The 24,045-nt window shown below is 60.9% G+C and carries 28 protein-coding genes and 2 pseudogenes; 26 read left to right on the forward strand and 4 right to left on the reverse strand.

Going from position 1 to position 24,045, the window contains the following annotated elements; translation table 11 throughout:
- Positions 1 to 3: 3 nt before the first annotated feature.
- From AKG11_RS27295 to AKG11_RS35485, 6 genes and pseudogenes are all read left to right on the forward strand, one after another.
- Positions 4 to 642, forward strand: coding sequence for an ABC transporter permease (locus AKG11_RS27295; RefSeq protein WP_082342686.1), 639 nt, complete (start codon positions 4 to 6; stop codon positions 640 to 642).
- Between the two features lie 9 nt (positions 643 to 651).
- Positions 652 to 1,407, forward strand: coding sequence for an ABC transporter permease (locus AKG11_RS27300; RefSeq protein WP_050746179.1), 756 nt, complete (start codon positions 652 to 654; stop codon positions 1,405 to 1,407).
- Positions 1,404 to 2,564 carry an alanine racemase gene (locus AKG11_RS27305; protein WP_024270316.1) on the forward strand — a complete coding sequence of 387 codons (1,161 nt, stop codon included), beginning with the start codon at positions 1,404 to 1,406 and terminating at the stop codon, positions 2,562 to 2,564. The genes AKG11_RS27300 and AKG11_RS27305 overlap by 4 nt, the downstream gene beginning before the upstream one ends.
- Before the next feature lie 32 nt (positions 2,565 to 2,596).
- Positions 2,597 to 3,436: a transporter substrate-binding domain-containing protein gene (locus AKG11_RS27310; RefSeq protein WP_050746180.1), complete on the forward strand. Its 840-nt coding sequence runs from the start codon at positions 2,597 to 2,599 to the stop codon at positions 3,434 to 3,436.
- A gap of 233 nt (positions 3,437 to 3,669) precedes the next feature.
- Positions 3,670 to 3,849 (forward strand): annotated as a pseudogene (locus tag AKG11_RS33825) (IS1380 family transposase); the annotation flags it as partial.
- Positions 3,850 to 3,880: 31 nt separating this feature from the next.
- Positions 3,881 to 3,976, forward strand: coding sequence for a transposase (locus tag AKG11_RS35485; RefSeq protein WP_245290253.1), 96 nt, complete (start codon positions 3,881 to 3,883; stop codon positions 3,974 to 3,976).
- A 399-nt stretch (positions 3,977 to 4,375) separates the two neighbouring features.
- Here the strand turns inward: AKG11_RS35485 and AKG11_RS27320 are convergent, their stop codons facing one another.
- Entirely contained in the window at positions 4,376 to 4,738 is a 363-nt protein-coding gene (locus AKG11_RS27320; protein WP_050746182.1) for a transcriptional regulator, read from the reverse strand.
- Positions 4,739 to 4,833: 95 nt separating this feature from the next.
- Between AKG11_RS27320 and AKG11_RS27325 the strand changes: the two genes are divergently transcribed.
- Genes AKG11_RS27325 through virB11 form a run of 13 tightly spaced genes read left to right on the forward strand, consistent with a single transcriptional unit; the run spans position 4,834 to position 14,975 of the window.
- Positions 4,834 to 5,373: a hypothetical protein gene (locus tag AKG11_RS27325; RefSeq protein ID WP_050746183.1), complete on the forward strand. Its 540-nt coding sequence runs from the start codon at positions 4,834 to 4,836 to the stop codon at positions 5,371 to 5,373.
- Positions 5,374 to 5,375: 2 nt separating this feature from the next.
- Positions 5,376 to 6,062, forward strand: coding sequence for a lytic transglycosylase domain-containing protein (locus AKG11_RS27330; RefSeq protein WP_050746184.1), 687 nt, complete (start codon positions 5,376 to 5,378; stop codon positions 6,060 to 6,062).
- Complete coding sequence (locus tag AKG11_RS27335; protein ID WP_050746185.1) at positions 6,059 to 6,358, forward strand: TrbC/VirB2 family protein; 300 nt, start codon at positions 6,059 to 6,061, stop codon at positions 6,356 to 6,358. The genes AKG11_RS27330 and AKG11_RS27335 overlap by 4 nt, the downstream gene beginning before the upstream one ends.
- 4 nt (positions 6,359 to 6,362) lie before the next feature.
- Positions 6,363 to 6,704 (forward strand): VirB3 family type IV secretion system protein, encoded by a 342-nt coding sequence (locus AKG11_RS27340; RefSeq protein WP_050746186.1) that lies wholly within the window; start codon positions 6,363 to 6,365, stop codon positions 6,702 to 6,704.
- Positions 6,697 to 9,078, forward strand: coding sequence for a VirB4 family type IV secretion/conjugal transfer ATPase (locus AKG11_RS27345; RefSeq protein WP_050746187.1), 2,382 nt, complete (start codon positions 6,697 to 6,699; stop codon positions 9,076 to 9,078). The genes AKG11_RS27340 and AKG11_RS27345 overlap by 8 nt, the downstream gene beginning before the upstream one ends.
- The gene (gene virB5 / locus AKG11_RS27350; RefSeq protein WP_023517506.1) at positions 9,078 to 9,776 is read left to right on the forward strand and encodes a P-type DNA transfer protein VirB5; all 699 of its coding nucleotides are present in this window, start codon (positions 9,078 to 9,080) and stop codon (positions 9,774 to 9,776) included. The genes AKG11_RS27345 and virB5 overlap by 1 nt, the downstream gene beginning before the upstream one ends.
- A complete protein-coding gene (locus AKG11_RS27355; RefSeq protein WP_023517507.1) occupies positions 9,773 to 9,997 on the forward strand; it encodes an EexN family lipoprotein in 225 nt (74 codons plus the stop codon). The genes virB5 and AKG11_RS27355 overlap by 4 nt, the downstream gene beginning before the upstream one ends.
- A 5-nt stretch (positions 9,998 to 10,002) precedes the next feature.
- Positions 10,003 to 10,938, forward strand: coding sequence for a TrbL/VirB6 family protein (locus AKG11_RS27360; protein WP_050746188.1), 936 nt, complete (start codon positions 10,003 to 10,005; stop codon positions 10,936 to 10,938).
- A 32-nt stretch (positions 10,939 to 10,970) separates the two neighbouring features.
- The gene (locus AKG11_RS35490) at positions 10,971 to 11,237 is read left to right on the forward strand and encodes a hypothetical protein (protein WP_082342688.1); all 267 of its coding nucleotides are present in this window, start codon (positions 10,971 to 10,973) and stop codon (positions 11,235 to 11,237) included.
- A gap of 4 nt (positions 11,238 to 11,241) precedes the next feature.
- Positions 11,242 to 11,913: a VirB8 family type IV secretion system protein gene (locus AKG11_RS27365; RefSeq protein WP_050746189.1), complete on the forward strand. Its 672-nt coding sequence runs from the start codon at positions 11,242 to 11,244 to the stop codon at positions 11,911 to 11,913.
- An 8-nt stretch (positions 11,914 to 11,921) separates the two neighbouring features.
- Positions 11,922 to 12,764, forward strand: coding sequence for a P-type conjugative transfer protein VirB9 (gene virB9 / locus AKG11_RS27370; RefSeq protein ID WP_037406294.1), 843 nt, complete (start codon positions 11,922 to 11,924; stop codon positions 12,762 to 12,764).
- Between the two features lie 13 nt (positions 12,765 to 12,777).
- Positions 12,778 to 13,950 carry a type IV secretion system protein VirB10 gene (gene virB10, locus AKG11_RS27375; RefSeq protein ID WP_050746190.1) on the forward strand — a complete coding sequence of 391 codons (1,173 nt, stop codon included), beginning with the start codon at positions 12,778 to 12,780 and terminating at the stop codon, positions 13,948 to 13,950.
- A gap of 8 nt (positions 13,951 to 13,958) precedes the next feature.
- Entirely contained in the window at positions 13,959 to 14,975 is a 1,017-nt protein-coding gene (virB11, locus tag AKG11_RS27380; protein WP_050746191.1) for a P-type DNA transfer ATPase VirB11, read from the forward strand.
- A 168-nt stretch (positions 14,976 to 15,143) separates the two neighbouring features.
- Here the strand turns inward: virB11 and AKG11_RS27385 are convergent, their stop codons facing one another.
- Both AKG11_RS27385 and AKG11_RS35870 read right to left on the reverse strand, forming a co-directional pair.
- A complete protein-coding gene (locus AKG11_RS27385; protein WP_082342690.1) occupies positions 15,144 to 16,115 on the reverse strand; it encodes an IS701 family transposase in 972 nt (323 codons plus the stop codon).
- A pseudogene (locus tag AKG11_RS35870) lies at positions 16,048 to 16,269 on the reverse strand (IS701 family transposase); the annotation flags it as partial. The pseudogene AKG11_RS35870 and the gene AKG11_RS27385, both read right to left, overlap by 68 nt.
- Positions 16,270 to 16,298: 29 nt before the next feature.
- On the opposite strand from AKG11_RS35870, the gene AKG11_RS27390 reads away from it, so the two are divergent.
- The gene (locus AKG11_RS27390; protein ID WP_082342692.1) at positions 16,299 to 16,799 is read left to right on the forward strand and encodes a beta/alpha barrel domain-containing protein; all 501 of its coding nucleotides are present in this window, start codon (positions 16,299 to 16,301) and stop codon (positions 16,797 to 16,799) included.
- Positions 16,800 to 16,878: 79 nt separating this feature from the next.
- Here the strand turns inward: AKG11_RS27390 and AKG11_RS27395 are convergent, their stop codons facing one another.
- Positions 16,879 to 17,568 (reverse strand): GntR family transcriptional regulator, encoded by a 690-nt coding sequence (locus AKG11_RS27395; RefSeq protein WP_050746193.1) that lies wholly within the window; start codon positions 17,566 to 17,568, stop codon positions 16,879 to 16,881.
- A 151-nt stretch (positions 17,569 to 17,719) separates the two neighbouring features.
- Here AKG11_RS27395 and AKG11_RS27400 point away from each other — a divergent pair, with 151 nt between their 5' ends.
- The 6 genes from AKG11_RS27400 (at position 17,720) to AKG11_RS27425 (ending at position 24,036) form a co-directional block, all read left to right on the forward strand.
- Positions 17,720 to 18,712, forward strand: a complete 993-nt coding sequence (locus AKG11_RS27400; RefSeq protein ID WP_082342694.1) for a substrate-binding domain-containing protein — start codon at positions 17,720 to 17,722, stop codon at positions 18,710 to 18,712.
- An 81-nt stretch (positions 18,713 to 18,793) separates the two neighbouring features.
- Positions 18,794 to 20,299, forward strand: coding sequence for a sugar ABC transporter ATP-binding protein (locus AKG11_RS27405; RefSeq protein ID WP_082342703.1), 1,506 nt, complete (start codon positions 18,794 to 18,796; stop codon positions 20,297 to 20,299).
- 2 nt (positions 20,300 to 20,301) lie between these two features.
- Positions 20,302 to 21,291: an ABC transporter permease gene (locus AKG11_RS27410; protein WP_050746195.1), complete on the forward strand. Its 990-nt coding sequence runs from the start codon at positions 20,302 to 20,304 to the stop codon at positions 21,289 to 21,291.
- On the forward strand, positions 21,288 to 22,322 hold the full coding sequence (locus tag AKG11_RS27415; protein WP_050746196.1) for an NAD(P)-dependent alcohol dehydrogenase: 1,035 nt from the start codon (positions 21,288 to 21,290) through the stop codon (positions 22,320 to 22,322). The genes AKG11_RS27410 and AKG11_RS27415 overlap by 4 nt, the downstream gene beginning before the upstream one ends.
- Positions 22,319 to 23,251 (forward strand): SMP-30/gluconolactonase/LRE family protein, encoded by a 933-nt coding sequence (locus tag AKG11_RS27420; RefSeq protein ID WP_050746197.1) that lies wholly within the window; start codon positions 22,319 to 22,321, stop codon positions 23,249 to 23,251. The genes AKG11_RS27415 and AKG11_RS27420 overlap by 4 nt, the downstream gene beginning before the upstream one ends.
- Positions 23,251 to 24,036, forward strand: a complete 786-nt coding sequence (locus tag AKG11_RS27425; RefSeq protein WP_050746198.1) for an SDR family NAD(P)-dependent oxidoreductase — start codon at positions 23,251 to 23,253, stop codon at positions 24,034 to 24,036. Before AKG11_RS27420 ends, AKG11_RS27425 begins: the two co-directional genes overlap by 1 nt.
- Positions 24,037 to 24,045: the final 9 nt, after the last annotated feature.

The raw sequence follows: 24,045 nt of genomic DNA on the forward strand, positions 1-24,045 counted from the left end.
TAAATCAACCCGCAAACCGAGCCGGAAACTCCGCTCTTCCAAAGCCCGAAAAGTCTCAGTTCATTTGACGACGGACAGGCAAAACTCGGCCGCTCCCAGACCCTCAGGCGATTGGCGGACGTCTACACCACGATCATTCGCGGTGTCCCCGAACTCCTCATCATCCTTATTCTATACTTTGGCGGTACGGTTGCGATGACCGCGGTGTTCGGCCGCTACGTCGAAGTCGATGCTTTCGCTGCCGGCGTCTTTGCACTGACTATCGTCTTCGGCGCCTACGCGACCGAAGTCTTCAGGGCAGCAATCCGTGCGGTGCCGACCGGTCAGATCGAAGCGGCGCATGCGCTCGGCTTGTCAAAGATGCATACGTGGCGATTGGTGATCTTCCCCCAGATGTGGCGGTACGCATTGCCAGGCATAGGAAACCTTTGGCTCACGCTGCTGAAGGACACTGCTCTCATCTCCGTAGTGGGGCTTGAGGACTTAATGCGCAAGACCGGTGTTGCAGCGGGCGCAACCCACGATCCACTCACCTTCTACACCGTCGCTGCCGGCCTCTACCTCTCATTCACCTCCGTATCGCTGGCTGGGCTGACTTTACTTGAGCGGCGCGCAAATCGCGGCGTCCGCGTTGCAGATTGAGAAATCGACATGGAATGGTACCTTATTCTCGACGTTCTGCCCCTTCTGCTCGACGGGGCGCTCCTGACCGTCCAGCTCACAGCAGCTTCCGTTCTGCTTGGTCTCGTCATCGCACTTCCGCTTTCGCTAATGCGCGCGTCAGGGTCTACCGGGCTATCGCGCCCCGTCCTGCTCTATACGTTTGCATTTCGAGGAACACCGCTCCTCGTTCAGATTTTTCTCATCTACTACGGCGCGAGCCAAATCGAGTGGATCCGCGCGAGTTTTGTCTGGCCGGTCTTGCGGGAGCCTTGGTGGTGCGCGCTGATCGCGTTTTCCCTTAACCATGCAGCATATACGACCGAAATCCTGCGCGGTGGCATACGTGCCGTGCCGCGAGGTGAGGTCGAAGCGGCGAAGGCGCTGGGGATGTCTTACGAGCTTCGGACCAGGCGGATTGTTTTACCTGTCGCCTTTCGTATCTCGTTGCCGGCCTATGCAAACGAAGTGGTGTTGATGCTGAAGGCGAGTTCGCTCGCCAGCACCATCACGATGATGGAGCTGACGGGCACAGCGCGAAGGATCGTTGCGCAGACCTTCTCGCCCTATGAGGTCTTTATTTCGGCGGCGTTGATCTATCTGGGGATCACATTCGTGGTCGTGCATCTTTTTGGGCGGTTGGAGCGAGGTATCGCCAGTCACCAAAGTCGCGCTCGTGCAGAGAACGACAACCGTAAGAACATCCCGCCTTCGGAGGGTTACGCAATCGAGAAGGTGGCGCGATGACCGCTCTCCTGTCGCCTTTCAATGAAAGTTATGACCTCGGTTGTGCAGAGGCGGCCCTCCTGCGAGGAAGCTGGTACGAAATCGACCTGGGGGCAATCAGGCACAATTATCGCGAACTTCGATCGGTCCTGCCTAAGAATGTCAGCATTTACGCTTGTCTGAAGCGGAATGCATACGGATGTGGTGCCGGCCCGGTCGCGCGTACGCTGGCGGCGGAGGGGGTTGACGGGTTCGCGGTAGCGTCGCTTCTCGACGCCATGGCGATCCGAAGGATGGGGGCTGATCAGCGCATCCTTCTATACCCCGGAGCCTTGCCAGCGGCAGGGATGATGATCGAAGAGCTCGACCTCACGGTAAGCGTCTCCAGTATCGATGAACTGGAGCGTTGGCGCGCGGCGATGACAAAAACCCATGTGTTCATCAAGGCCGACTTGGGCTTTTTCCGCGCGGGCGCATCGCCACAGGAGGCGGGCCGACTGCTTGCCGCGGCGAACGCGTATTCCGACGTGCAGGTCGATGGAATCTATGCGCACATGAGCGAACTTCCAACCTCAATACCATCCGATGCGAGGATACAACTTCACCGGATGCGGGCGATCCTCGCCGAGGCTGAGGTGTGTGGAGAGCGACCCGTCGTCGCCATGATGTCGAGCACGGAGGGCGTCCTCGCCTATCCGGAAATGGACATGGACGCTGTCGATCCGGGTGCACTTTTTGTTGGACTACCGGAAAGTCATGCACCTGTTCGCCGTGCCGTGTTGCAACCAGCCCTAAAAACGATTTGCACCACCATCGTCGCCGTTAAACACCTCGATGCGTCCCTTGGCCCGATCCCGGACCTTCCAGGTTTTCGGTCGGGGATGAAGCTCGGTGTTCTCGGCATGGGCTGGGGGGACGGCCTGCCTAGGCAAGTTCCGCCTGGTGCCGAAGCGCTCGTGGGCGGAACGCGAGCCCGTCTCTTGCCGCCGGCTCATCTCGAACATGTGCGAATAGATCTCTCAAACGCTCCCGATGCCCGCTTCGGTGACAAGGTCGTACTGCTCGGCAGGCAGGGCGACGAAGTCATCACGCATGAAGAAATTGCCGCGCTTTGGGGGACAGATGTCGTCGGCATCTATGCGGGCCTGCGCGATCACATACCGAGAATCTACACCTGAGACCGCATCGAAATCCCAGAAGGGGGAGCCATATGAATATCCTGAAATTCACAACTGCTGTTGTAATTCTAGGCCTTTTGGCCGGAATGGCCCGGGCTGAGGAGGTGAGGACGATCAGAATTGCCACGGAGGGGGCTTTCCCGCCCTGGAACTCGGTCGATGCGTCCGGGCAGCCAGTTGGCTATGACGTTGATGTCGGCCTAGCGTTGTGCGCAAGGGCAAATCTCAAATGCGAGTTTGTGACCCAAGCCTGGGATGGGATTATTCCCGCTCTAACGGTAGGAAAATACGACGCCATCATGGCAGGAATGTCGATAACCGAAAAGCGCAAGCGGGTCATTTCCTTCTCGCAGCCCTATGCGTTGACCTCCAACTACTTCGTTGTTTCAAAATCCCTCGACCTGCCGGCGGTGGAGAGCACGTCGAAGCTTGATCTGACGACAGAGACAGACGCAAGCAAGCGCGTCTTGGCGGACCTGAAAGCAAACCTGAAAGGGCGTTCAATCGGTGTACAAGGCTCCACAAACGCTGAAGCATTCGTCAGAGATTATTTTGGCGATACTGTCGAGCTACGCACCTACGACAAACAGGACAACCTCAATCTTGACCTCGTAGCTGGTCGGATCGATGGTGGCTTAGCGGATTTTTCCGTTTGGAAGGCATTCTTGGAATCCAATGATGGAAGGTCGGCTCATCTTTACGGACCGCGCATCTCGGGCGGACTGTTCGGACCGGGGGTCGGGATAGGCCTTAGAAAAGACGACGCGGCTTTGGCGGATAAGTTCAACGGTGCCATTCAGGCTATTGCGGGGGACGGCACGCTGAAGGCGATCAGTCTGAAATGGTTTGGCGCGGACTTGGTCACGCGATAGTTCGCAATCGCTGTTTCTGTGGCCGCCTAGCCATGGCGAACCAGGGTAGGCGGTCGTTCTGTCTGCTATCCACACACTGATCCATGCCCACACTTTTTGGAGAAGCTAGCTGGAGAAGTAAACCTAACCCGAAGAATTCATGAGGGGTTGGCGGCTGTGGTTCAAACCGTTGAAATGACGTAGGATTTGGTTGCTTAAGCCGATCCGTGTCGTTTCCGGAGACCACATCCGCCATGAATGATCCTACGCTAGCGCTGCCCGGTTTGTCATCAGTCGGCGGCAAGCCCGTCGTCGCGCGTTTTGATGGCGGCGTGCTGTCGTGCGACAGTGGTGTTCTGGCCCTGGCTGCGGTGGGCAAGCGGCTACATGTGGCCGACCGTCTGGCGCGCTGCATCGACGATCCGCGCTGCCCGGGTCATCAAGATTGCCGCGCGGGTGGTCGAGATGAAAACCCAGATCCGCCTGCACTTGCCGACATCCTGCCCCGATCAGCGCATCCTGCGCATCGTCCTGGATCGCATCCCGCGGCTCGCGACATAGCCGACGGGGCGCTGACGCCCCAAAAACGAACCCCTCGACCTCAACCTGAAAACCCCGCCTTCCATCGCGACGGATAAACTCCAGCGACTGGAAAAACTTGCCCGTAGTTGTTGATTTTCGGCAGGGTTTGATCCGTATTTCCACTTGGCACCGCTCCATTTTTCACCGCCTAAACGGTTGCGCACAATGCGTTATTTCGGCCTGATAGCGGGTTGCAGCGAAATGAAGGCCTGGCTCGAAATCTGCTGACAATCAACAGAGACGCGCTTCAGCTTGCAAAATGTCTGAGTCGGATATTTCGGAACGTACACCGGGTTTCCATTCAGGAATTAGTTACTCGGTCCGAAGTCGGGGTCGTCAACCCCAGCCGCCGTATCTTAAAAAACATGATAAGTAAAATCAGCCATTTTCAGTCACCGCGGCAGAACGCATCGCCTCAAACACCTGAGCAGCGAACTCAAATTGCCGGGCTGTCCCTCGACCCATGGAGTTTTTCCCGAGCGTCTCTGTCAGGACCCCACGCTTGACCAGAAAGTCAATGGTTTCAATGACGCCGCCGCGCGTCATTCCTGTAAATTGTATGATCTTTGAGAGGGTTAGTCTCTCATGTGCCTGGTGCATCATATAGAGGATGTTGATCATTCCGATTTGTTTGATGCGCGATTGCGCGCTCTCATCTTCTAGCGGTTTGTCGAGGATTTCACGCACCGCGAAGACAGACAATGCTTGTGTTTGCCATCGGTCACTCAATTTGCTTGCCATCGATTTAACTATCCAATAAATGTTCAGTATGAACGTTAGGGCGAGACGATTCTTCGCATCCAGTTCAACGAAATTTCAATCGGAGGGTAGGGGGCATGAAGAGCCTTTTCTTTCGAACGGTCATAGCGGCGTTAGGGTTCGGATCAATATATCTGAGTTCCGAACGAAGTGCGCGTGCCGATGAATGGGGTTGCCAGGTTATCCTGTGCCTATCCAATCCCGGTGGCCCGACACAATACGCCGAGTGCCGGCCGCCTATCCAGAAGCTCTGGAGATGGCTCGCAAAGGGCCGTTCCTTCCCGACCTGCAGCGGCATTGGCTTCGAAAGTTCCCGCCCTCGATACGAACCCTACTATTGCAACGACGGCTACCGTCTGTCAGCGGGCTATGGCCCGAGCGGGCGTGACGGAACCTGCGTGTCGACGTCGATGCAGCCGGTGAGCGACAGTCTTTGCCGCCGGGACCCGGACAATGCCGGCGGGAGCAATGGCTCCGCGATCTCGCCACGCTGGCAGCAAATTGATGGCCGCTACCAGTGCATGGCCTACACCCTGAACCGCCCACTGGTCCGTGAGAAACCGCGATACATCGATGTGACGATCGACGGCGTCGGCAAGCAGAGGGTCTGGTTCTAAACATGCCCATCGTTTTCGTCGACTTTGCGCAGACCTGTGCACCCTTTGTTGCGTCCGAAACACTGGCTGGCGTCGTCAGTCTCGAAAGTCGGTTCGCGCCGTTCAACATTCGCATCAACAGCGGCCAACCGCTCAAGACACAGCCGGCATCGAAGGCTAAGGCGATCGAGATCGCCACATCGCTGGTGGCCGAACATCACGATATTCAACTCGGTCTCGGCGGCATCGGGGTCGAAGAGCTTCAAAAGCTGAAGCTCTCCATTTCCGACGCCTTCGATCCTTGCCTGAACCTGCAAGCCACGGCCACGCTGCTGGACGGGTATTACCGTCTGGCCGTCAAGGCCGGCGCAGATCCTGCCAGGGCGGAGCAGGTGATGCTCCAGTCCTACTATGGCCGTGCCGATCCATCGGTGGGCGCAATGGTGAACTACGACGATCAGGTTCGCCGCGAAATCAAACGGCTTGGTCCTACCATCGCCCGGCTGACGATCACGGATACGGGGGAAGGGAGGGGGAATGACGATCCTGTCGGCTCCAGCCCCGCCGATGTGGTCGCAGAAGTGGCGTCGGAGAACTCCGAGCAGAAGACTACTGCCATCGCTTCAACGCCCACATGGGACGTTTTCAACTGCCGGCGCGGTTCTTCCGTCCTGGTGTTTCAGAACAATCAATTGGAGCAGAGTGAATGACTTTCAGTTCCCGTATCCGCGCATTTGCGGCCTCGTCTTCGATGGCACTCGCTGTGGTGGCGATGCTGGTCGAACCGGCTTTTGCGCAGGCCGCCGGCATCGAGACGATCCTACAGAACGTCGTCGACCTTTTGCAGGGCAACATCTTCAGGTTGTTCGCCACCATCGCCGTTATCCTGATCGCGCTCGCCTGGATGTTCGGTTACATGGACCTGCGCCGCGCCGGCTACTGGATCGTCGGCATCGGCGTGATCGCCGGCTCCTCAGAACTCGTCAGCACGATCATCGGGAACTGACCAGATGGCCGCCCCGCGACCCGAACTCGAGGAAGACACTCTGTTCATCGCTTGCACACGCCCGGCGATGATCGCGGGCGTCACGATGGAGGCCATGGGCATCAACGTCATGGCGACCACGATCTTCTACCTCGCGGCCGGCTCGGTCGCCTATGCGCTCGTCGGCGTCGTCTTCCATTTCGTCTTTCGGGCTCTGGTCAAACACGACCACAACATGTTCCGGATCCTGGTGGCCTGGGTGGAGACGCGCGGCCGGACCCGGAACGGCGGCTATTGGGGCGGAGCTACGCTTTCGCCGCTGAAGCTCGTCCGCCGCTTTGACGAAAGGGATCTCGGATATGCCTAGCGTCGCCACGCTCAAGTCGCGCGAACTCACGCCGGAAACCTTTATTCCCTATGTGCGACATGTCGACGAAACGACGATCGCACTCGACTCCCGTACGCTGATGGTCATGGTGGCGCTGGAAGGCGTGTCCTTCGAGACTGCCGATGTCCTCGACCTCAACGCGCTGCATCGCGATCTGAACACGCTCTATCGCAACATCGCGGATGAACGGCTTGCCTTGTGGACTCATCTCATTCGGCGTCGCGATCGTGATTATCCGGACGGAACGTTCGCAACATCTTTTTCGGCCGCGCTCAACGAAAAGTACCGCGAGCGTATGGTCCGCGAGGATCTGTTCCGCAACGATCTGTACCTGACCGTCCTCTGGTCGCCGGCGCGCGATCCGGCGGACAAGGCCGCGAAGCTGCTATCTCGACTGCGGCAGCGAAGCCGTGCCGGCATCGAATTGGACGAGGAGGCGCTGAAGCAGCTTCAGGACAAACTCGTCGACGTTACTGCCGGCTTGAATCGCTTCGAGCCACGCGTGCTCTCTCTCTACAATCATGATGGACTGCTATTTTCCGAGCCGAGCGAGGTGCTTCACCAATTGGTCGGCGGCCGGCGCGAGCCGGTCCCGTTAACCGAGGGGCGGATTTCCTCGGCCATCTACTCCGACCGCGTCATCATCGGACGCGAGACGATCGAAATCCGCCATGAGGCGGAAAGCCGTTTTGCCGGCATGTTGAGCATCAAGGAATATCCCGCCCGCACCAGGACGGGAATGCTGGATGGCGTACTGACCAGTCCCTTCGAACTGATCCTCTCGCAATCCTTCTGCTTCGCTTCGAAGGCGGACGCTCGGGTCATCATGGGCCGCAAGCAGAACCAGTTGGTCAGCAGCGGCGACAAGGCGGCTTCGCAGATCGGCGAGCTCGATGACGCCATGGACGATCTGGAATCGAACCGGTTCGTGCTCGGCGAGCATCACCTGACGCTCGCCGTCTTCGCCGCCTCGGTCAAGGAATTGACGGACAATCTAGCCAAGGCCCGTGCCAGCCTGACCAACGGCGGGGCGGTCGTGGCGCGCGAGGATCTCGGTCTCGAGTCCGCCTGGTGGGCACAGTTGCCGGGCAACTTCCGCTACCGCGCCCGATCCGGCGCGATAACCTCCCGCAACTTCGCGGCCCTTTCACCCTTCCACTCCTATCCCATCGGGCAGAAGGACGGCAACGAATGGGGACCGGCTGTCGCGTTGCTCAAGACGGCGTCAGGCTCGCCCTACTACTTCAACCTCCACCACGGTGATCTCGGCAACACCTTAATGTGCGGCCCGTCCGGCGCCGGCAAAACCGTGATCGTCAACTTCATGCTGTCGCAGCTCGAAAAACACGATCCGCACGTCGTGTTCTTCGACAAGGACCGCGGCGCGGACCTTTATGTCCGCGCCGCCGGTGGCACCTATCTCCCCCTCAAGAATGGCACTCCCACTGGCTGCGCTCCCCTCAAGGCCCTCGACCTCACACCGGAGAACAAGGTCTTTCTGACCCGTTGGGTCGGAAAGCTTGTCGGGTCCGGCACGAGGGAGCTGAGCGTCACCGAACTTCGCGATATCGCCGGCGCCGTCGACGGACTTGCCGATCTGCCGACAGAGCAACGGACGATCGGCGCCCTGCGGACCTTCCTCAACAACACGGACCTGGAGGGGATTGCGGCGAGGCTGCGGCGCTGGGAAAGGGGCGGGCCGCTCGGCTGGGTCTTCGACAATGTCATCGAGAATATCGGTTTCGGCGATTTGGGAGGCAACGGTAAGTTCATCGGCTACGACATGACGGACTTCCTCGACAATGAGGAAATTCGCACCCCGCTGATGGCGTACCTCTTTCATCGCGTGGAGCAGCTGATCGACGGTCGCCGGATCATCATCGTCATCGACGAATTCTGGAAAGCATTGCAGGACGAGGGCTTCCGCGACCTCGCACAGAACAAGCTGAAGACGATCCGCAAGCAGAACGGGCTTATGCTGTTCGCCACGCAGAGCCTGCGCGACGCACTGATATCGCCGATCGCGCACACGATCATCGAGCAATGCCCGACGCAGATCTTTCTGCCAAACTCCCGCGGCAACCGTGCCGACTATGTGGAGGGGTTCAAGCTCACGGAACGCGAATACGAATTGATCGCCCGCGAACTCTCCGTCGAGAGCCGGCGGTTTGTGTTGAAGCAGGGACATAACAGCGTCGTCGCCGAACTGAATCTCAACGGCTTCGACGACGAACTCGCGATCCTCTCCGGCCGTACGGCCAATGTCGAGCTGCTCGACGCGATCCGCGGTGAAGTCGGTAACGATCCAAAAGACTGGCTTCCCGTTTTCCAGGCAAGAAGGAGCGCAAGCTGATGGCATCCTATAGACTTCATGGCGCGGCGCTCGCGGCAGTGCTTGTCCTTTCCGCCGGCGGCGCGTCGGGGCAGGGGATTCCGGTCATTGACCAGACGGCAATCCTAAAACACATCGAGAGCATCGCGCGCTTGAATGACCAGTTGGAGGCCTTGCACAAGCAGATCGAGCAGGCCCAAGAGCTCTACGGTTCCCTCAACAAGCTGACCGACATGGCTGACGTCGCGAGCGTGCTCAACGACCCGGCGATCCGCAAGGCGCTTCCATCGGATTTCGCCGCCATCGAGGGGCTGCTCAAGGGCGATGGAACAGGCGTGTTCAAGGACTCCGCCTCGAAGTTCCTGGAAGGGAACTCCACCTATCGTACCGACGCCGACGATTTCTACGCCAAGGAACTCGCGCGCGTACAGAACAAAAACGCGGGTCAGATGAGCCTCGGACAGCAGATTTACGACGCTGCCACCAAGCGCATCGACGGGATCGACCAGCTTCGTGAAAAGATTTCGACGGCAAGCGATGCCAAGGACATCGCCGACCTGCAGGCGCGGTTGCAGGCCGAGCAGGCGTTTCTCCAGACCGACGTGCTGCGGATGGAAGGTCTGCGCATGGTGCAGCAGGCGCAGAACCAGGTCGATGAACAGCGCAAGGCCGAGGACTGGCGCCAGCGCATGGATGCGATGAAGGCGGCGCTGCAATGAGGCGATCTCCCTTTCTTGCCGTGCTCCTTCTCCTCGCGGCCTGCTCCGAGCAGTCCTATTCCGTCGACCAACTGACCGCCGACGAAGCACTGCTGTCCCGGATCATGGCGGAGTGCCGTAACAATCCGGGCGAACTGCGCGGCTCTGCCAATTGCCAGAACGCGGAAGCGGCCGACGGGAAGCTCCGCCTTGAAAAGATGCGCAAGGCGTTGGGAGGCTGAAACCCATGTATCAGGTGTTCGAGTTCGTCGACGGACAGTTCAAGCGCCCGTTGGAAATGTTTGTCTCCGAGGGGACGTCGAACATTGCCGAATGGGTGACCGGCCCGCTAACGGCAGCCGTGACGCTTTACGTCATTCTGTACGGTTATCTTGTGCTGCGCGGCTCCGTGCAGGAACCGGTTCTGGAATTTGCTTTCCGGGCGATCAAGCTCGCGATCATTGTCCTGCTCGTAAAAAACGGCGGCGAGTACCAGACCTATGTCACGAACGTCTTCTTCGATATCCTGCCGCGTGAGATCGCACAGGCTTTGAACACCGGCACGACGCCCAGCGCCAGCACATTCGATAGTCTGCTCGACAAGGGCCAGGCTTCGGCAACCGACATCTGGTCACGCGCGTCATGGCCGGTCGACATCGTCACGGGTGTCGGCGGCATGATGGTGATCGGTGTCAGTTTTCTGGTCGCCGGTATCGGCTACGTCGTCTCGCTCTATGCTCGGCTGGCCCTTGCCATCGTGCTGGCCATCGGGCCGATTTTCATCGCACTGGCTATGTTCCAGTCGACGCGGCGCTTCACCGAGGCCTGGATTGGCCAGCTCGCCAACTTCGCGATCCTTCAGGTCCTCGTCGTGGCTGTCGGCGCGTTGCTGATCTCCTGCCTCGATTCCACCTTCACGGCGATCGATGCCTATACTGACGTCCTTATGCGGCCGATCGCACTTTGCGCCATCGGCATTGCTGCCCTGTATGTGTTCTACCAGCTGCCGACGATCGCTTCCGCGCTGGCGTCCGGCGGCGCGTCGCTGGCCTACGGCCACGGCGCCGCACGCGATGCGCATGAGGGCGTGCTCGCCAAGGGGACTCGCTCCGCAGGTCGGATGGTTGGCCGCGCCGCGCGCCTCGCCGGCAGTGCGTTCGGCTCGAGAAGCGTCGGTGCATGAGCGCCGCTCAATAATAAGAAAAGGCCCGTCATATGATCAAGACCACCGTACTTCTTGCCATACTTGTTGCACTCGGAGGGTGCGCTTCGCTGACCTATTCGCTCCCCAAATGCGACGGCTATTCTCGCCGGCCGTTGAATCGGGCGATGTGGGAATGGGAAGGTGACAGCAAGTTGAAGTCACAGCAGTCGGATCGGCGACCGTCAACCTCGGCCACGCCTTATGCTGAGGAGGGCACGGAACCGACCGCATTCGCCCACCTTGATATCGACGGCTCCCAACGCCGTTGCGCGGGGTGACGGCATGGTTTCGACAGATAACCTCAAGAGCTACTTCGAAAAGGCCCGGCGGTTCGATCAGGATCGAATGATGCAGATCGAGCGGTCGAACCGGATCGCCTGGTCGATTGCCATCGCCGCCGGCGTCATCGCAGGCGTTTCCGTCTTCGCGGTCGCTGGCCTTACGCCGTTGAAGACCGTAGAGCCCTTCGTCGTGCGCGTTGATAATTCGACGGGCATCGTCGATGTGGTGTCGGCGCTGACTTCCACGGCCGGAACCTATGACGAGGCCGTGACCAAATATTTCGCGGCTAAATATGTTCGCGCGCGCGAAGGCTACGTCTGGAGCGAGGCAAAGGAGAACTTCCGCACGATCGCGCTGCTGTCAACGCAAGCCGAGCAGGCCCGGTTCTCCGCCATCTATCGCGGGAGCAATCCGGAATCCCCGCAGAACACGTACAGCCGCGCCGCAACGGCAAGGATCAACATCGCCTCGATCTCACTGATCAATCAAAACGTGATCTCGGTTCGCTACATGCGGACCGTCACCCGAGGAGACGAGGTTCGCACGTCCCATTGGGTCGCGACCCTCACCTATTCCTATGCCAATGCCCCGATGTCATCGACGGACCGGCTGGTGAACCCACTTGGTTTCGCGGTTAGCGAATACCGCGCCGATCCGGAGGCTATCAATTGAATTGCAAGATCATCGTCGCCGCGGCTCTCCTTATGGGGTCCGCCTCCACGTCTTTTGCACTCGATATCCCACGCGGCGCATCCCAGGATAGTCGTGTCAGGTTCGTGAACTACCAGCCCTACAATATCATCAGGATTGTCGGCACACTGCGCTCTTCCGTGCAGGTCGAGTTCGCAGCCGATGAGGAGATCGCCCATGTTGCGCTCGGCAACAGCGTCGCCTGGGAGGTGGCGCCGGCCGGCAACATCCTGTTCCTGAAGCCACGCGAGCATCAGCCGGTCACGAACATTTCCGTGGTGACGACGCGCCGGGACGGCTCGACGCGCAGCTATCAGATGGAGCTCACGGTCCGCGACGGCTCCGTTGAGGTCGGGCAGAACACCTACTTCTATGTCAAGTTCCGCTATCCCGGTGACGAGGCCGAACAGCGCCGGCGGCAGGCCTCGGCCCGCGCGCTCGCGAACCAGGCGAAGGAAGCCGACAATGTGCTTGCGCTTCATGAAGCCTATGGGCCGCGCAACTGGCGCTATTCGGCACAGGGTGCCCAGGCCCTTGAACCGCAGAGCGTTTATGACAACGGCAAGGTCACGACCTTTGCTTTCGTCGGCAATCAGGAAATGCCCGCCATCTACATGGAAAACTCCGATGGCTCCGAGAGCCTGGTTCCGAAATCCGTCGATGGCAACCTTGTGATGGTGCACGCAATCAGCCGCAAGTTCATCCTGCGTCGGGGCAAGGACGTGCTGTGCGTCTTCAACGAGGCCTACGACCGCGTCGGCATCAATCCGGACACCAACACGACCTCGCCGTCGGTCGAACGCATCGTGAAGACCGATGGCGCCGATCAGTAGGGAAGGGGAGGCTATGGCCCAGGAAGATGAAACCCGCATTCCCGGTGAGCGGGCCGAAACGGTCACAGGCCGGCGCATCGACAACAGTCCCGTCCTGAAGCGAGGTGCGGTGGCGCTCGCGGTCGTGGCATTCGTCGGATTCGCCCTCTGGTCGACAAGCGGGAAAAAGGCCAAAGACGACAGCGCACAGCCGGAACGCATTGTCATCCGTCAAACAACACCATTCGAGGCAGCGAAGGAGAAGGCCGAGCCGGAGCAGACGGTCCCGGAAGTGAAGCTCCCGACGCCGGTTGTGGAACCTGTTGCCGAGGCGAAGGATGAATTGCTCGACTCCGCCCGTCGCGCGCCGGTCATGGCCTTCAGCGGCAGCCAGAAGAATGCCACGCAACGCCGGGAGGGGGATAGCTCGGAGACGAGCGCGAACAGCAATTTCCTGCCCCTCGACGGCAACATGATGAGCCAGAACCAAGAAAATAGCGATCAGCAGCGCTTCGACGGACTGCTGCGGCCGACGAAACTCGAAGGATCACGCGCTGGGACGCTTGGCAATCGTGACTTCATCGTCGCAATGGGGACGTCGATCCCCTGCGTGCTCGAAACCGCGCTCGCGTCTGACCAACCCGGATTCAGCAGCTGCGTGATCAATCGAGACGTTCTCTCTGACAACGGCAGGGTCGTCCTCATGGAGAAGGGCACCCAGGTCGTGGGTGAATATCGAGGCGGGCTGCAACGGGGGCAGAAGCGACTGTTCGTCCTATGGAACCGCGCCAAAACGCCGAAGGGGGTGATCGTCACGCTTGCGTCTCCCGCGACCGATGCGCTCGGCCGCGCCGGCATCGACGGCTATGTCGACACCCATTGGTGGGAACGGTTCGGCAGTGCCCTGCTTCTCTCCATCGTCGGCGATGCGACGACCTACGCGAACAGCCGGGTTCAGGATAGTGACGTCGATGCGCAAAACACGACCAGCGCGGGGCAGCAGGCTGCCGCGATCGCCGTCGAGCAATCCATCAACATCGCGCCAACGCTGAACAAGCACCAGGGCGAGCTCGTCTCCATTTTTGTCGCTCGCGATCTGGACTTCTCCGGGATCTATCGCCTGCGTGTGACAGAGCCGAGGAACCGCATTCTCGATCGAGCGGTGCTGGGGAATTTCGCGCCCGACTCGAAGCTAGTAACGAAGTAGGCAGGGCGATGACGGAAGCTCAGGATGCGGCGGTTGTTCGTGAGTTGCTGAAACCGATTTCGGTGTTCCTGCAGGATACCTCACTCTATGAGGTGATCGTCAATCGGCCCGGGCAGGTGCTGACGGAAGGACCCGGTGGTTGGCGGACCCATGATCTTCAGGAGCTTACCTTCGACAAACTCATGCGCCTTGCCCGGGCCGTCGCCAGCTTTTCCCACCAGTCCATCGACGAACGCCGGCCGATCCTGTCCGCGACTCTTCCGGGAGATGAGCGCATCCAGATTGTCATCCCTCCTGCAACGTCGAAAGGCACGGTCAGCCTCACGATCCGCAAGCCGTCCTCCGTCGACTTTACACTCGACGATCTGGAGAAAAGACAATTCTTCGCAGGTACCCGAACCGCCGAGGCGGATGCGCCAAGTGACGATAGTGAATTGCGCAGTCTCTACCGCAATGGTCAGGTCAAGGAGTTCTTGCGACAGGCGGTGGTTTCCCGGAAGAACATCATAATTTCGGGAGCGACGGGATCCGCGAAGACAACGCTCTCTAAGGCCTTGATAAAACACATTCCGGACGATGAGCGGATCATTTCGATAGAGGACACACCGGAACTCCTCATCCCACAACCCAATCATGTGCGACTATTCTATTCGAAAGACCAACAAGGACTGTCCCATGCAGGGCCTAAAGAACTTTTGGAATCCAGCCTCCGCATGCGTCCCGACCGCATCCTCTTGCAGGAACTTCGCGACGGAACCGCCTTCTATTATGTTCGAAACGTCAACTCCGGCCATCCTGGTTCCATTACGACTGTCCATGCCGATTCCGTCGCGCTCGCCTTCGAACAGCTGACGCTCCTGATAAAAGAGTCAGATGCAGGTCGAGATATTGAGCGCACCGAAATCTTGAACTTGCTGAGAGCATCGATCGACGTCGTTGTTCAATGCAAGCGTTTTGGCGGGGCGTTCCGAGCCACCGAGCTATATTTTGGCAGCATGCTTTATTTGCAAGCATCACCAAGCTGATAGGTCTAGATGCATTACAGTTGCATTTTAGTGTTCAGATGCGCTCGTCGCGCGACCGCCTGATGAGCGCGTCTCCAGCATGACCATGCGATGACGTAGGCGGGGGGGGTATACGACGCTGGGCGAGTCTGATGGCGATGCGCCGGACTTCCTGGATTGACCAGCGGATCAAATCCTGATGGTCGGCATCCGCAGTCTTTTTGGGGGCGTCACGTCATTGGTGCGGCATCGGATCACCGCCATTATGGCGAAGGCGAGCATGACGAGGGAGGCGTGATGATGCCAGCCGTGACATGACCGGGTTTCGTTGTGATCGGGGCCGAGCTCGTTCTTGGCGGTCTCGAAGCTGTCTTCGATCGCCCGGCGATGGCCTTTAACGGAAACGAGTGTCTGGATGCCGGTCCCGTCCAGGCACCAGGTGGTAATGAATGCGAGATCACCGTCGCTAGTATTGCGCCGGATCAGGAGCCCACGGGCCCAAAGCCCCGATTTCGTCTCGGTATATTCGTCGGCATCGAGATCAGCGAGTTCGCAATAGGCCCAGTCATGAAGCCGCGCGCCTTTGGTGCCCTCACCGGCGGAGAGACGCTGCGATGCACTTGGATCGAGATCACGGGCGATCTCCTGCGCTGTGCCGGCCACCGGAGGCTTGCCCGACCATGAGTCGAAATAGTGGTCCGATTTAACCCCAAGAACGTAGCTTTTGCAGGCTCGGCGCAGGGTCCCTTCGACGTCCCCGACGCCATACACCGCATCTTCGGCCACCCATGAAAACGGCACATCGGCTGCCATCGCACGCCGTATCATATCGACAGCCAGGCCTGGCTTGGTAGCGAAGGCTATAGCCTCAGGAACGTGAGTTGCTGCAAGCCTTGCCGGATCGCCAGTCCAGCTCTTGGGCAAGTACAGGGCTCGATCGATAAAGGCATGACCGCGAACGGACACACAGGCGGCGAACGCTCCGATCTGGCAGTTCGTTATCTTGCCTGCCGAACCTGGATATTGACGTGCACCAACGCACGATGCCGCGAAGTGCGTCCGCGTCCCAACGCCCGCGACCCAGAACGGCTTATTGCCGCCATGGACCGGGATCACCGGCCGCCTCAGCGCGCATCCAACCTGTCTTACGCCGCTCGACACTCAGCAAACCGTCCAGGAAAAGGTTCGCAGATGCTGCAACTCGCTCCTACGTAAACAGTCCGCGCATACGAGCCTTCACGTCACGCAACAATGATGCCCAAAGCTCAAGCGTCGTCTCGATCGATGCACCTGCCATCCACGACCTCCGAATCATTGAGACCCATAGATTGAGACCATAGATAAATATGCAACTGCAATGCCGATGAGATCGCCCGCTCCGGTGCGGATGCGGTGACGTGTTTCTTCCTCGTGAACGAGCCGGATGCGGCGCGGGTCGCGGATCACCGTGCGCACCTGGCCGAGATCACCCGTATCTGCCGCCAGATTGGCTATCCGGTGATCGTCGAGGCGCTTGTGGTCGATGATCAGGGGCACACGGTTCGAAAGACGCGGGATATATTGCACGCCGCGCGGCTTGCGGCCGAACTTGGCGTCAGCGTTCTCAAGATCGATTCCCCGCTGGAGATTGCTGATCTCGAAGTCGTCGTTGGATCGGTGAATGTACTGGTCTGCATCCGCGGCGGGACGCCGCGCGACAAGGAGGTTGATACCCTTGCCGATGTCGACGCCTATATGCAGGCCGGTGCAAGGGGCATCGTCTACGGGCGCAGCATCTTCCAGGCCGTGGATCCCGCGCACATCCTGTCGAACATCCATCGTGTGGTTCACGGCGGCATCGCCTGACACGGCCTCCCCGGACCATTCTGTCAAGGCGGTGATCGTCGCCCTGGCGGGATGGATACGGGCGTTCGCTTTTTCCCGCCTATTCCGTCATGCGTACAGTTTCCGGCTCGAAGTAGGATGAGAACCGACGGGAGAGCTCGCCGAGATCCAGCATGACCCGCCGCAGGTGGAGTTTCATCACCTCCTGGGCACGATCCATGTCGCCGCCCGTCACGGCCTCCAGCACATCCTGATGGTCCTGCACGAGCTGGTCGAGCTGTCCGGCCTGCACCGACAGGCGGCGGACGCGATCCATGTGCTTCTTCGCATCAGAAATGAACCCCCAGACGCCGTCGCGCCCGGCCAGGCTGCAGTAGAGCGCATGCATGCGCTCGTCGCATTCGAAGAACAGATCCGGATTGTCTTCCTGAATGGCAAGCTCCTGTTCCTCGATCGCCTGGCGGATGCCGAGCAGGATGCGCCGGTTCGATTGCCGGGCTGCTTCCGCCACGATCGCAAGTTCGAGCTGCTCGCGGACGAATTGCGCCGTCCGTACTGCGTCCATGCGGATCGGTGCGACCACGACGCCGGCCCGGGATCTGAGATCGACCAGTCCTTCCGCGGAAAGCCGGGACAGGGCCTCGCGGACGGGCGTCCGGCTGACGCCCAGCAACTCGGCCATCGCGTGTTCACCGATCGGCTCGTTCGGCTTCAGCTCCAGTCCGATGATCTTGCGCGAAAGCGTGCGGTAACAATGCTCCGCCGCCGAGATTTTCGTATCACGCGCCATGGGTGAAAGGCCTTTTGTTTTTTTGCATGCAACTCTCCCTTGATTGCAGGATAGCCTGAAAAATAATCATTTTCTACTCATCCAAACGTCGAAGCTTGACCAGGTTTAGAATCTTGCATACAAGAATGCAAAGACATCTGGGAGGATATCGATGACAATTCGTGACAGGCTGCGGCCCGCTGCTTTGTGGGTCATTGCATCGACCGCGCTGGCGGTCTTCATGGCGGGAGCGGCGAGTGCCGAGGAGGTGACGATCGGCGCGCTCTATCTCGATGCGCAAGGTTTCTATGGCGGCATCAAGAAGGGCATCGAAGCGGGCGCCGGCGATGAGAGCGTGCGTCTGCTTGGCCAGAATTCCCAAGGGGATGCGGCCAAGGAGGCACAGTTCGCTTCCACGCTGATCGCCTCGAAGGTCAAGGCCATCATCATGTCTCCGGTGTCGGCCACGGCCTCCGTGCCTGTCGTGAAACAAGCGGCGGAGGCCGGTATTCCGGTAATCTGCTACAACACCTGCGTGAACGACGAGGATGCGAAGAAGTATGTCAAGGCGCTGGTGACGACCGACCAGTACAAGCTCGGCTATGATGTCGGCCTCGTCGCCGGCGACTATTTCAAGGGCAAGGGCGTCGACAAGCCGCGCTTCGGCATCCTGAACTGCGACGTCTACGAGGCCTGCGTTCAGCGCAAGGCCGGCTTCAAGAAGGCGGTCGAGGAGAAGGTGCCGGGTGTCGAATGGGCGGCCGACCAGGCGGGCTTCGAACCAGGCAAGTCGACCGAGACGGCGACGACCATGTTGACCGGCGACACGGCGATCAATGCCATGTTTGCGACCACTGACAACGGCACGATCGGCGCCGTCCAGGGCATCATGGCCTCCGGCCGCCAGGGGCAGGCCGTGGTGTTCGGCAACGATATCAGCGTCCAGCTCGCGCAGTATCTCGTCAACGCTCCTGAAACACTGATTGCCACCAATGGCCAGCAGCCGCAGCAGATGGGTAAGGATTCCGTGCTCATGGCGCTGAAGGCCATCAAGGGCGAGGCGATCGACACCTATCTCACCATCGTGCCGACGGAGATGTTCCTGTCCGCCGATCCGGACAAGGTGAAAGCCTGGCTGGAAGCGCGGCCCGACGGCATCCCCTGAAACCAGCCGGTTTCCTCCCGGGAGGGGCGCGGCTTGCTGCGGCCTTCCCTTTTCATCAACACAGTCAGTGGCATTGTCCCCATGGTCGAACCGCTTGTTCATATGCGCGGCATATCCAAGGCGTATCCCGGCGTCGTTGCCTTGCGGGATGTGGACTTTGCCATGGCGCGTGGCGAGGTCCGCGCCCTGCTCGGCAAGAACGGGGCGGGCAAATCGACACTCGTGAAGATCCTGGCGGGTGTCGAGCGACCGGACGAGGGGGCGATTGTGATGGACGGCAAGGCCGTTGTGCTGCGGACGCCGATGGACGGTATCCGGGCCGGCATCGCCACCGTGCATCAGGAATTGAGCGTGGTGCCTGAGCTTTCCATCGCGGAAAACGTCTTTCTCGGCCGGTGGCCCAAGCAGGGCGGGCGCATCGATTGGCGCCGGATGCAGCGCGAGGCGCATGATGCGCTGGCGGTGCTTGGCCTCTATCTCGATCCACGCCAGCCGGTTGCCCGCCTATCCGTTGCAGAGCGCCAGCTCGTCGAGATCGCGCGCGCCCTCAGCCAGGGGGCCCGGCTGCTCATCCTCGATGAGCCGACCAGTTCGCTCGTCGCCCAGGAGGCGGAGACGCTGATCCGCGTCGTGCGGCAGCTTGCCGAACAGGGCACGAGCATCGTCTACATCTCTCATCGGATGGATGAGATCCGCAAGGTGGCGCAGTCCGTCACCATCATGCGCGATGGCCGCCATATCGCGACCGCGCCGGTCGCCGATGTTTCGAACCGTCAGATCGTCGAAATGCTGCTGGGTGGCGCGCAGGGCGAGGGCGGAGCTCCGCGCCTCGCCGGCGCGTCTGGTGTACGCCGCCCGCTGCTCGCCATCCAGGGCCTCCACGTCGCACCGCGCATCCAGGATGCAAGCTTCGAGATCCGGGCGGGCGAAGTGCTCGGCATTGCCGGTGTGCTTGGCTCCGGCCGCACGGAGCTGTTGCAGGCGATTGCGGGGCTGCGCGCCACCCAGGGTGGCTCCATGACGCTTGATGGCAGCTCCTTCCGGCCTGCAAGCCTGCGCGAGGCGCGGGCGAATGGCATCTTCATGACGCCGGAGGATCGCCGCGGCGAGGGGGCGGTGATGATGCTCGGCATCGACGAGAACCTCGTCATGGCGAGCTGGCGGTCGGTCTCGCGCGGCGGCGTGATCGACCGCGTCGCGATGCGCGCGAAGGTCGCCGCGTCGATCCGCGCGTTTGGTATCAAACTGGCGCACCCCGGTGAACCGCTCGGCAATCTCAGCGGTGGCAACCAGCAGAAGGTCGTCATCGGCAAGGCGCTGAATGCCGCGCCGCGCATCCTGCTGCTCGATGAGCCGACGCGCGGCGTCGATATCGGCGCCAAGCGGCAGATCTACCAGTTGATGCGGGACGCTGCTGCGGATGGCCTCGCGGTGGTCTTCGTCTCCGGCGAGATCGAGGAGTTCTGCGAGGTCTGCGACCGTGTCCTCATCCTGCGGGGCGGCAGCATCACGGGAGCGGTGGAGGGGTCGGCGATCCGCACGGAGACGCTGACCGAACTGACGACGGGCGAACAGGGAGTGCATTGAAAATGGCCCATACTCAATCCGAACTCTACCAGAAGTTCGACCTGCGTCACTTCCTGAGCGGGCGCGCCAACGAGATCGGCCTGCTCGTCGCCATCCTCATGCTCTATGCTTTTCTTACGGCTTTTGCCTCGAATTTCATGACGCTGCCCAACCAGCTCAACATCCTGCGTGATGCCGCCTTCGTCGTTATCATCGCCTGGGGCATGACACTGGTGCTGATCAGCGGCGAGATCGACATTTCCGTCGGTCCGCACGTCGCGTTTGCCGGCGTACTTCTCGCCTCGCTGGCGCAATCGGGCGTGCCGCTTGCGGTCGCAGCGCTGGTGGTCATCGTGCTCGGCGCACTGATCGGCTGCTTCACCGGCGTGCTGCGCGCCTTTCTGGACGTGCCGAGCTTCATCGTCACGCTGGCACTGTGGCTGGGCTTGCGCGGCACCGCACAGGTCATGTCGGATGCCGTGCCGATCGTCATCATGGATTTCAGCTTCCAGCGCCTCGGTGCGGGCTGGCTTCTCGGCATCCCGACGCCGGCGGTTATCATGCTCGTCCTCTTTGCCGTCTTCAGCTTCGTGGCGACGCGCACGGTCTTCGGCCGCAGCGTCTATGCGGTCGGCGGCAATGCGGAGGCTGCGCGCCTTTCCGCCATTCCCGTGGCGCGGGTGCGCATCCTCGTCTTCGCCATTACCGGCGCGCTGGCCGCACTGACGGGAATCCTGATGGCGAGCCGCCTCGGCTCCGGCAACAGCGGCGCCGCCTCCGGCCTGGAGTTCGACATCATCGCGGCTGTCGTGGTGGGCGGAACCAGCCTCTTCGGCGGGCGCGGCACCATGCTCGGCACGCTGCTCGGCGTCATCTTCATCGCCGCCCTTGTCAACGGCCTTGTCCTGATGGGTGTCGATCCCTTTGCACAGGGCATCGTGCGCGGCGTGGTCATCCTCGTTGCCGTCATGGTCAACATCATCAGCATCAAGCGTATGCGGGGACGGGCATGAACGCGATCTTAACGAGACCAAACCGTGCGGCCGTCCTCCTGTCGCCCAACCACGTCGAGTTGCAGGATTGGCCAGAGCCGGCGGCAGGGCCGAACGACGTCGTGGTGGAGATCTCAGCCGTCGGCGTGTGCGGGTCGGATGTGCACTATTTCCGCCACGGGCGCATCGGCAACCTCGTCTGCGATCGGCCGATGGTGCTTGGACATGAGGCCGCTGGCACGGTCGTTGCGACGGGTGGCGCGGTCACGCATCTTGCGCCCGGCGATCGCGTGACGCTCGAGCCGCAACGGCCGTGCGGCCATTGCGAACAGTGCTGGTCCGGCGCCTACAATCTCTGCCGCGACGTGGTCTTCATGGCGACGCCACCCTATCACGGTGCCTTTGCGCGGCGGGTCGTCAATCCGGCCGATTTCACCTTTGCCATTCCCGACAGTCTGTCTTTCGAGGAGGCGGCGCTGATCGAGCCGCTGGCGGTCGGGCTATGGGCGACGGAGCGGCTTGATCTCAAGCCGGGCAGCTCGGTCCTGATCATCGGCGCCGGGCCGATCGGCCTGCTGGCGGGACAGGCGGCGGCCGCGCGCGGAGCGACGCGCATCGTCCTTTCCGATATCAATCCGGCGCGCATCGGCCTTGTCTCGCGTTTCCCGCGCTTTACCGCACATGATGCGGCTGCCGATCCGGCCTATGAGATGATCGCCGAAGTCGATGCCGTGATCGAATGCAGTGGGGCGCCGTCGGCGGTGACGCGCGCCTTGCCGCGCATCCGTCCACGCGGCGGGCTTGCATTGGTCGGCATCAATCCAACGGGCGTCGCCTCGGTGGATTTCTGGCCTGCCATGGAGCGGGAGCTCTCGATCCATGGCGTCTTCCGCTATGCCGGCATGTATCCGAGAGCAATCGCCCTTGCTTCAAGCGGCCTCGTGGATCTGAAATCCGTCATCACGGACCGTTTCGGCCTCGAGGAGACCGCGGCGGCGCTGGCCAAGGCGAGCGATGATCCATCGTCGATCAAATCGGTGGTGCTGCCATGAAGACCTCGGCTTGCCTGCTTCTCGATGCAAAAGATATCGTCGGCGAGAGCATCATCTGGTCGGGCGAGGAGAGCGCCCTGTATTGGGTCGATATCGTTGGCCGGCGCATCCATCGGCTCGAACCGGCAAGCGGCCGCCATGATATCTGGCCGACACCCGATTTCGTGACCTCCATCGGTATGCGGGCGGATGGCGGTTTCATCGTCGGCCTTCGCCGCTCGGTTTGCCTTTGGCAGCCCGGTGGTGCTTTCGAAAAGTTCGCGGTGCCCGAGCCGGATCTGCCGGACAACCGCCTCAACGAGGGGCGTGTCGCGCCGGACGGCGCCTTCTGGGTGTCGACCATGCAGAGCAACCTCCACCCCGACGGTTCGCTCAAGAATATGGACCGCAATGCCGGTGCTATTTACCGCATCGATGTCGGCGGCCATGTCGTGCGGCTGACACCGAACGAATACGGCATCACCAACACGATGGCGTGGACACAGGATAGCCGCTTCTTCTTCGCCGATACGTTGGCGAACGAGATCTACCTCTTCAATTGTGACGTCGCGACGGGGACCCTCACCAACCGGCGAACCCTTGCAGCCGGATTTTCGCGCGGTTTTCCGGATGGGGCCTGCCTGGATGCCGAGGACCGGCTGTGGAACTGCCGCGTTGCAGGCGGTGCGGCGGTCGCCGGTTTCGACGGGCAAGGCGGCCTCGTCGGTCTCGTGGAACTGCCCGCAGGCTGGCCGACGAGCTGCACCTTCGGTGGTCCGGACCTATCCACCCTCTATGTCACCTCGGCGCGTTTTACCATGTCGGCCGACTATCTCGAGGCGCATCCGCTGGAAGGTGGGCTTTTCGCCGTCGAGGGTGTCGGCCGCGGCCTCGCCGAGCCGAAATTCGGGGCGCCTGCCCAAAACCCGTCCGTTGCGGAGAAAGCATGATGAGTGAATTTGACGGCAAGAGCATCGTCGTGACCGGTGGTAGCCTCGGCATGGGGCTCGCATGCGCGCATCGTTTCGCGGCAGGCGGCGGCAGGGTGTTGATCGTCGCGAACGACAAGGCCTCGGTCAACGAGGCCGTGGCGGCGATCGGCGACAGGGCCGCGGGTTTCGTCGGCGATGTGCGCAGCAAGGATGCCATGGCGGCAGCGATCGCGACCGCGGTCGCGCGTCACGGCGGCGTCGACGTGCTTGCCTGCTGTGCCGGCATCCAGCGCTACGGCACGGTGGTCGATACGCCCGAGGACGTTTGGGATGACGTGCTCGACATCAACCTCAAGGGTATCTTCCTTGCTGCGAAGTTCGCCATTCCCGAAATGCAGAAGCGCGGCGGTGGGGCGATCGTCGTCATCTCCTCGGTGCAGGCCTACGCCTCGCAGGCGGGTGTCGCCGCCTATACGGCGAGCAAGGGTGCCATCAACGCGCTGGTGCGCGCCATGGCGCTCGACCATGCCCCTGACAACATCACGGTGAACGCCGTTTGCCCCGCCTCGATCGACACGCCGATGCTGCGCTGGGCGGCGGACATCTGGAAAGGCGACGGCACGGCCGAGGCGACGCTCGACGCCTGGGGGCGGGGCCACCCGCTCGGCCGTGTTGGAAAACCGGCCGAGGTCGCCGATCTCGTCGCCTTCCTTGCCAGCGACAAGGCACGCTTCATCACCGGCGCCGATGTCAAGATCGACGGCGGGGTGCTCTCCAAGCTCGGCATCATCATTCCAGATTGATCGGAGGCC

Source organism: Shinella sp. SUS2, from assembly GCF_001262505.1.
Taxonomy (GTDB): Bacteria; Pseudomonadota; Alphaproteobacteria; order Rhizobiales; family Rhizobiaceae; genus Shinella.

Coding starts and splice junctions, on each gene's coding strand:
- AKG11_RS27335 (WP_050746185.1), top strand. CDS start 6,059: ATGACTTTCAGTTCCCGTATCCGCGCATTTGCGGCCTCGTCTTCGATG.
- virB5 (WP_023517506.1), top strand. CDS start 9,078: ATGGCATCCTATAGACTTCATGGCGCGGCGCTCGCGGCAGTGCTTGTC.
- virB11 (WP_050746191.1), top strand. CDS start 13,959: ATGACGGAAGCTCAGGATGCGGCGGTTGTTCGTGAGTTGCTGAAACCG.
- AKG11_RS27330 (WP_050746184.1), top strand. CDS start 5,376: ATGCCCATCGTTTTCGTCGACTTTGCGCAGACCTGTGCACCCTTTGTT.
- AKG11_RS27310 (WP_050746180.1), top strand. CDS start 2,597: ATGAATATCCTGAAATTCACAACTGCTGTTGTAATTCTAGGCCTTTTG.
- AKG11_RS35485 (WP_245290253.1), top strand. CDS start 3,881: ATGAAAACCCAGATCCGCCTGCACTTGCCGACATCCTGCCCCGATCAG.
- AKG11_RS27360 (WP_050746188.1), top strand. CDS start 10,003: ATGTATCAGGTGTTCGAGTTCGTCGACGGACAGTTCAAGCGCCCGTTG.
- AKG11_RS27300 (WP_050746179.1), top strand. CDS start 652: ATGGAATGGTACCTTATTCTCGACGTTCTGCCCCTTCTGCTCGACGGG.
- AKG11_RS27340 (WP_050746186.1), top strand. CDS start 6,363: ATGGCCGCCCCGCGACCCGAACTCGAGGAAGACACTCTGTTCATCGCT.
- AKG11_RS27345 (WP_050746187.1), top strand. CDS start 6,697: ATGCCTAGCGTCGCCACGCTCAAGTCGCGCGAACTCACGCCGGAAACC.
- AKG11_RS27400 (WP_082342694.1), top strand. CDS start 17,720: ATGACAATTCGTGACAGGCTGCGGCCCGCTGCTTTGTGGGTCATTGCA.
- AKG11_RS27415 (WP_050746196.1), top strand. CDS start 21,288: ATGAACGCGATCTTAACGAGACCAAACCGTGCGGCCGTCCTCCTGTCG.
- AKG11_RS27305 (WP_024270316.1), top strand. CDS start 1,404: ATGACCGCTCTCCTGTCGCCTTTCAATGAAAGTTATGACCTCGGTTGT.
- AKG11_RS27405 (WP_082342703.1), top strand. CDS start 18,794: ATGGTCGAACCGCTTGTTCATATGCGCGGCATATCCAAGGCGTATCCC.
- AKG11_RS27420 (WP_050746197.1), top strand. CDS start 22,319: ATGAAGACCTCGGCTTGCCTGCTTCTCGATGCAAAAGATATCGTCGGC.
- AKG11_RS27410 (WP_050746195.1), top strand. CDS start 20,302: ATGGCCCATACTCAATCCGAACTCTACCAGAAGTTCGACCTGCGTCAC.
- AKG11_RS27320 (WP_050746182.1), bottom strand. CDS start 4,738: ATGGCAAGCAAATTGAGTGACCGATGGCAAACACAAGCATTGTCTGTC.
- AKG11_RS27425 (WP_050746198.1), top strand. CDS start 23,251: ATGAGTGAATTTGACGGCAAGAGCATCGTCGTGACCGGTGGTAGCCTC.
- virB10 (WP_050746190.1), top strand. CDS start 12,778: ATGGCCCAGGAAGATGAAACCCGCATTCCCGGTGAGCGGGCCGAAACG.
- AKG11_RS27325 (WP_050746183.1), top strand. CDS start 4,834: ATGAAGAGCCTTTTCTTTCGAACGGTCATAGCGGCGTTAGGGTTCGGA.
- AKG11_RS27355 (WP_023517507.1), top strand. CDS start 9,773: ATGAGGCGATCTCCCTTTCTTGCCGTGCTCCTTCTCCTCGCGGCCTGC.
- AKG11_RS27395 (WP_050746193.1), bottom strand. CDS start 17,568: ATGGCGCGTGATACGAAAATCTCGGCGGCGGAGCATTGTTACCGCACG.
- AKG11_RS35490 (WP_082342688.1), top strand. CDS start 10,971: ATGATCAAGACCACCGTACTTCTTGCCATACTTGTTGCACTCGGAGGG.
- AKG11_RS27365 (WP_050746189.1), top strand. CDS start 11,242: ATGGTTTCGACAGATAACCTCAAGAGCTACTTCGAAAAGGCCCGGCGG.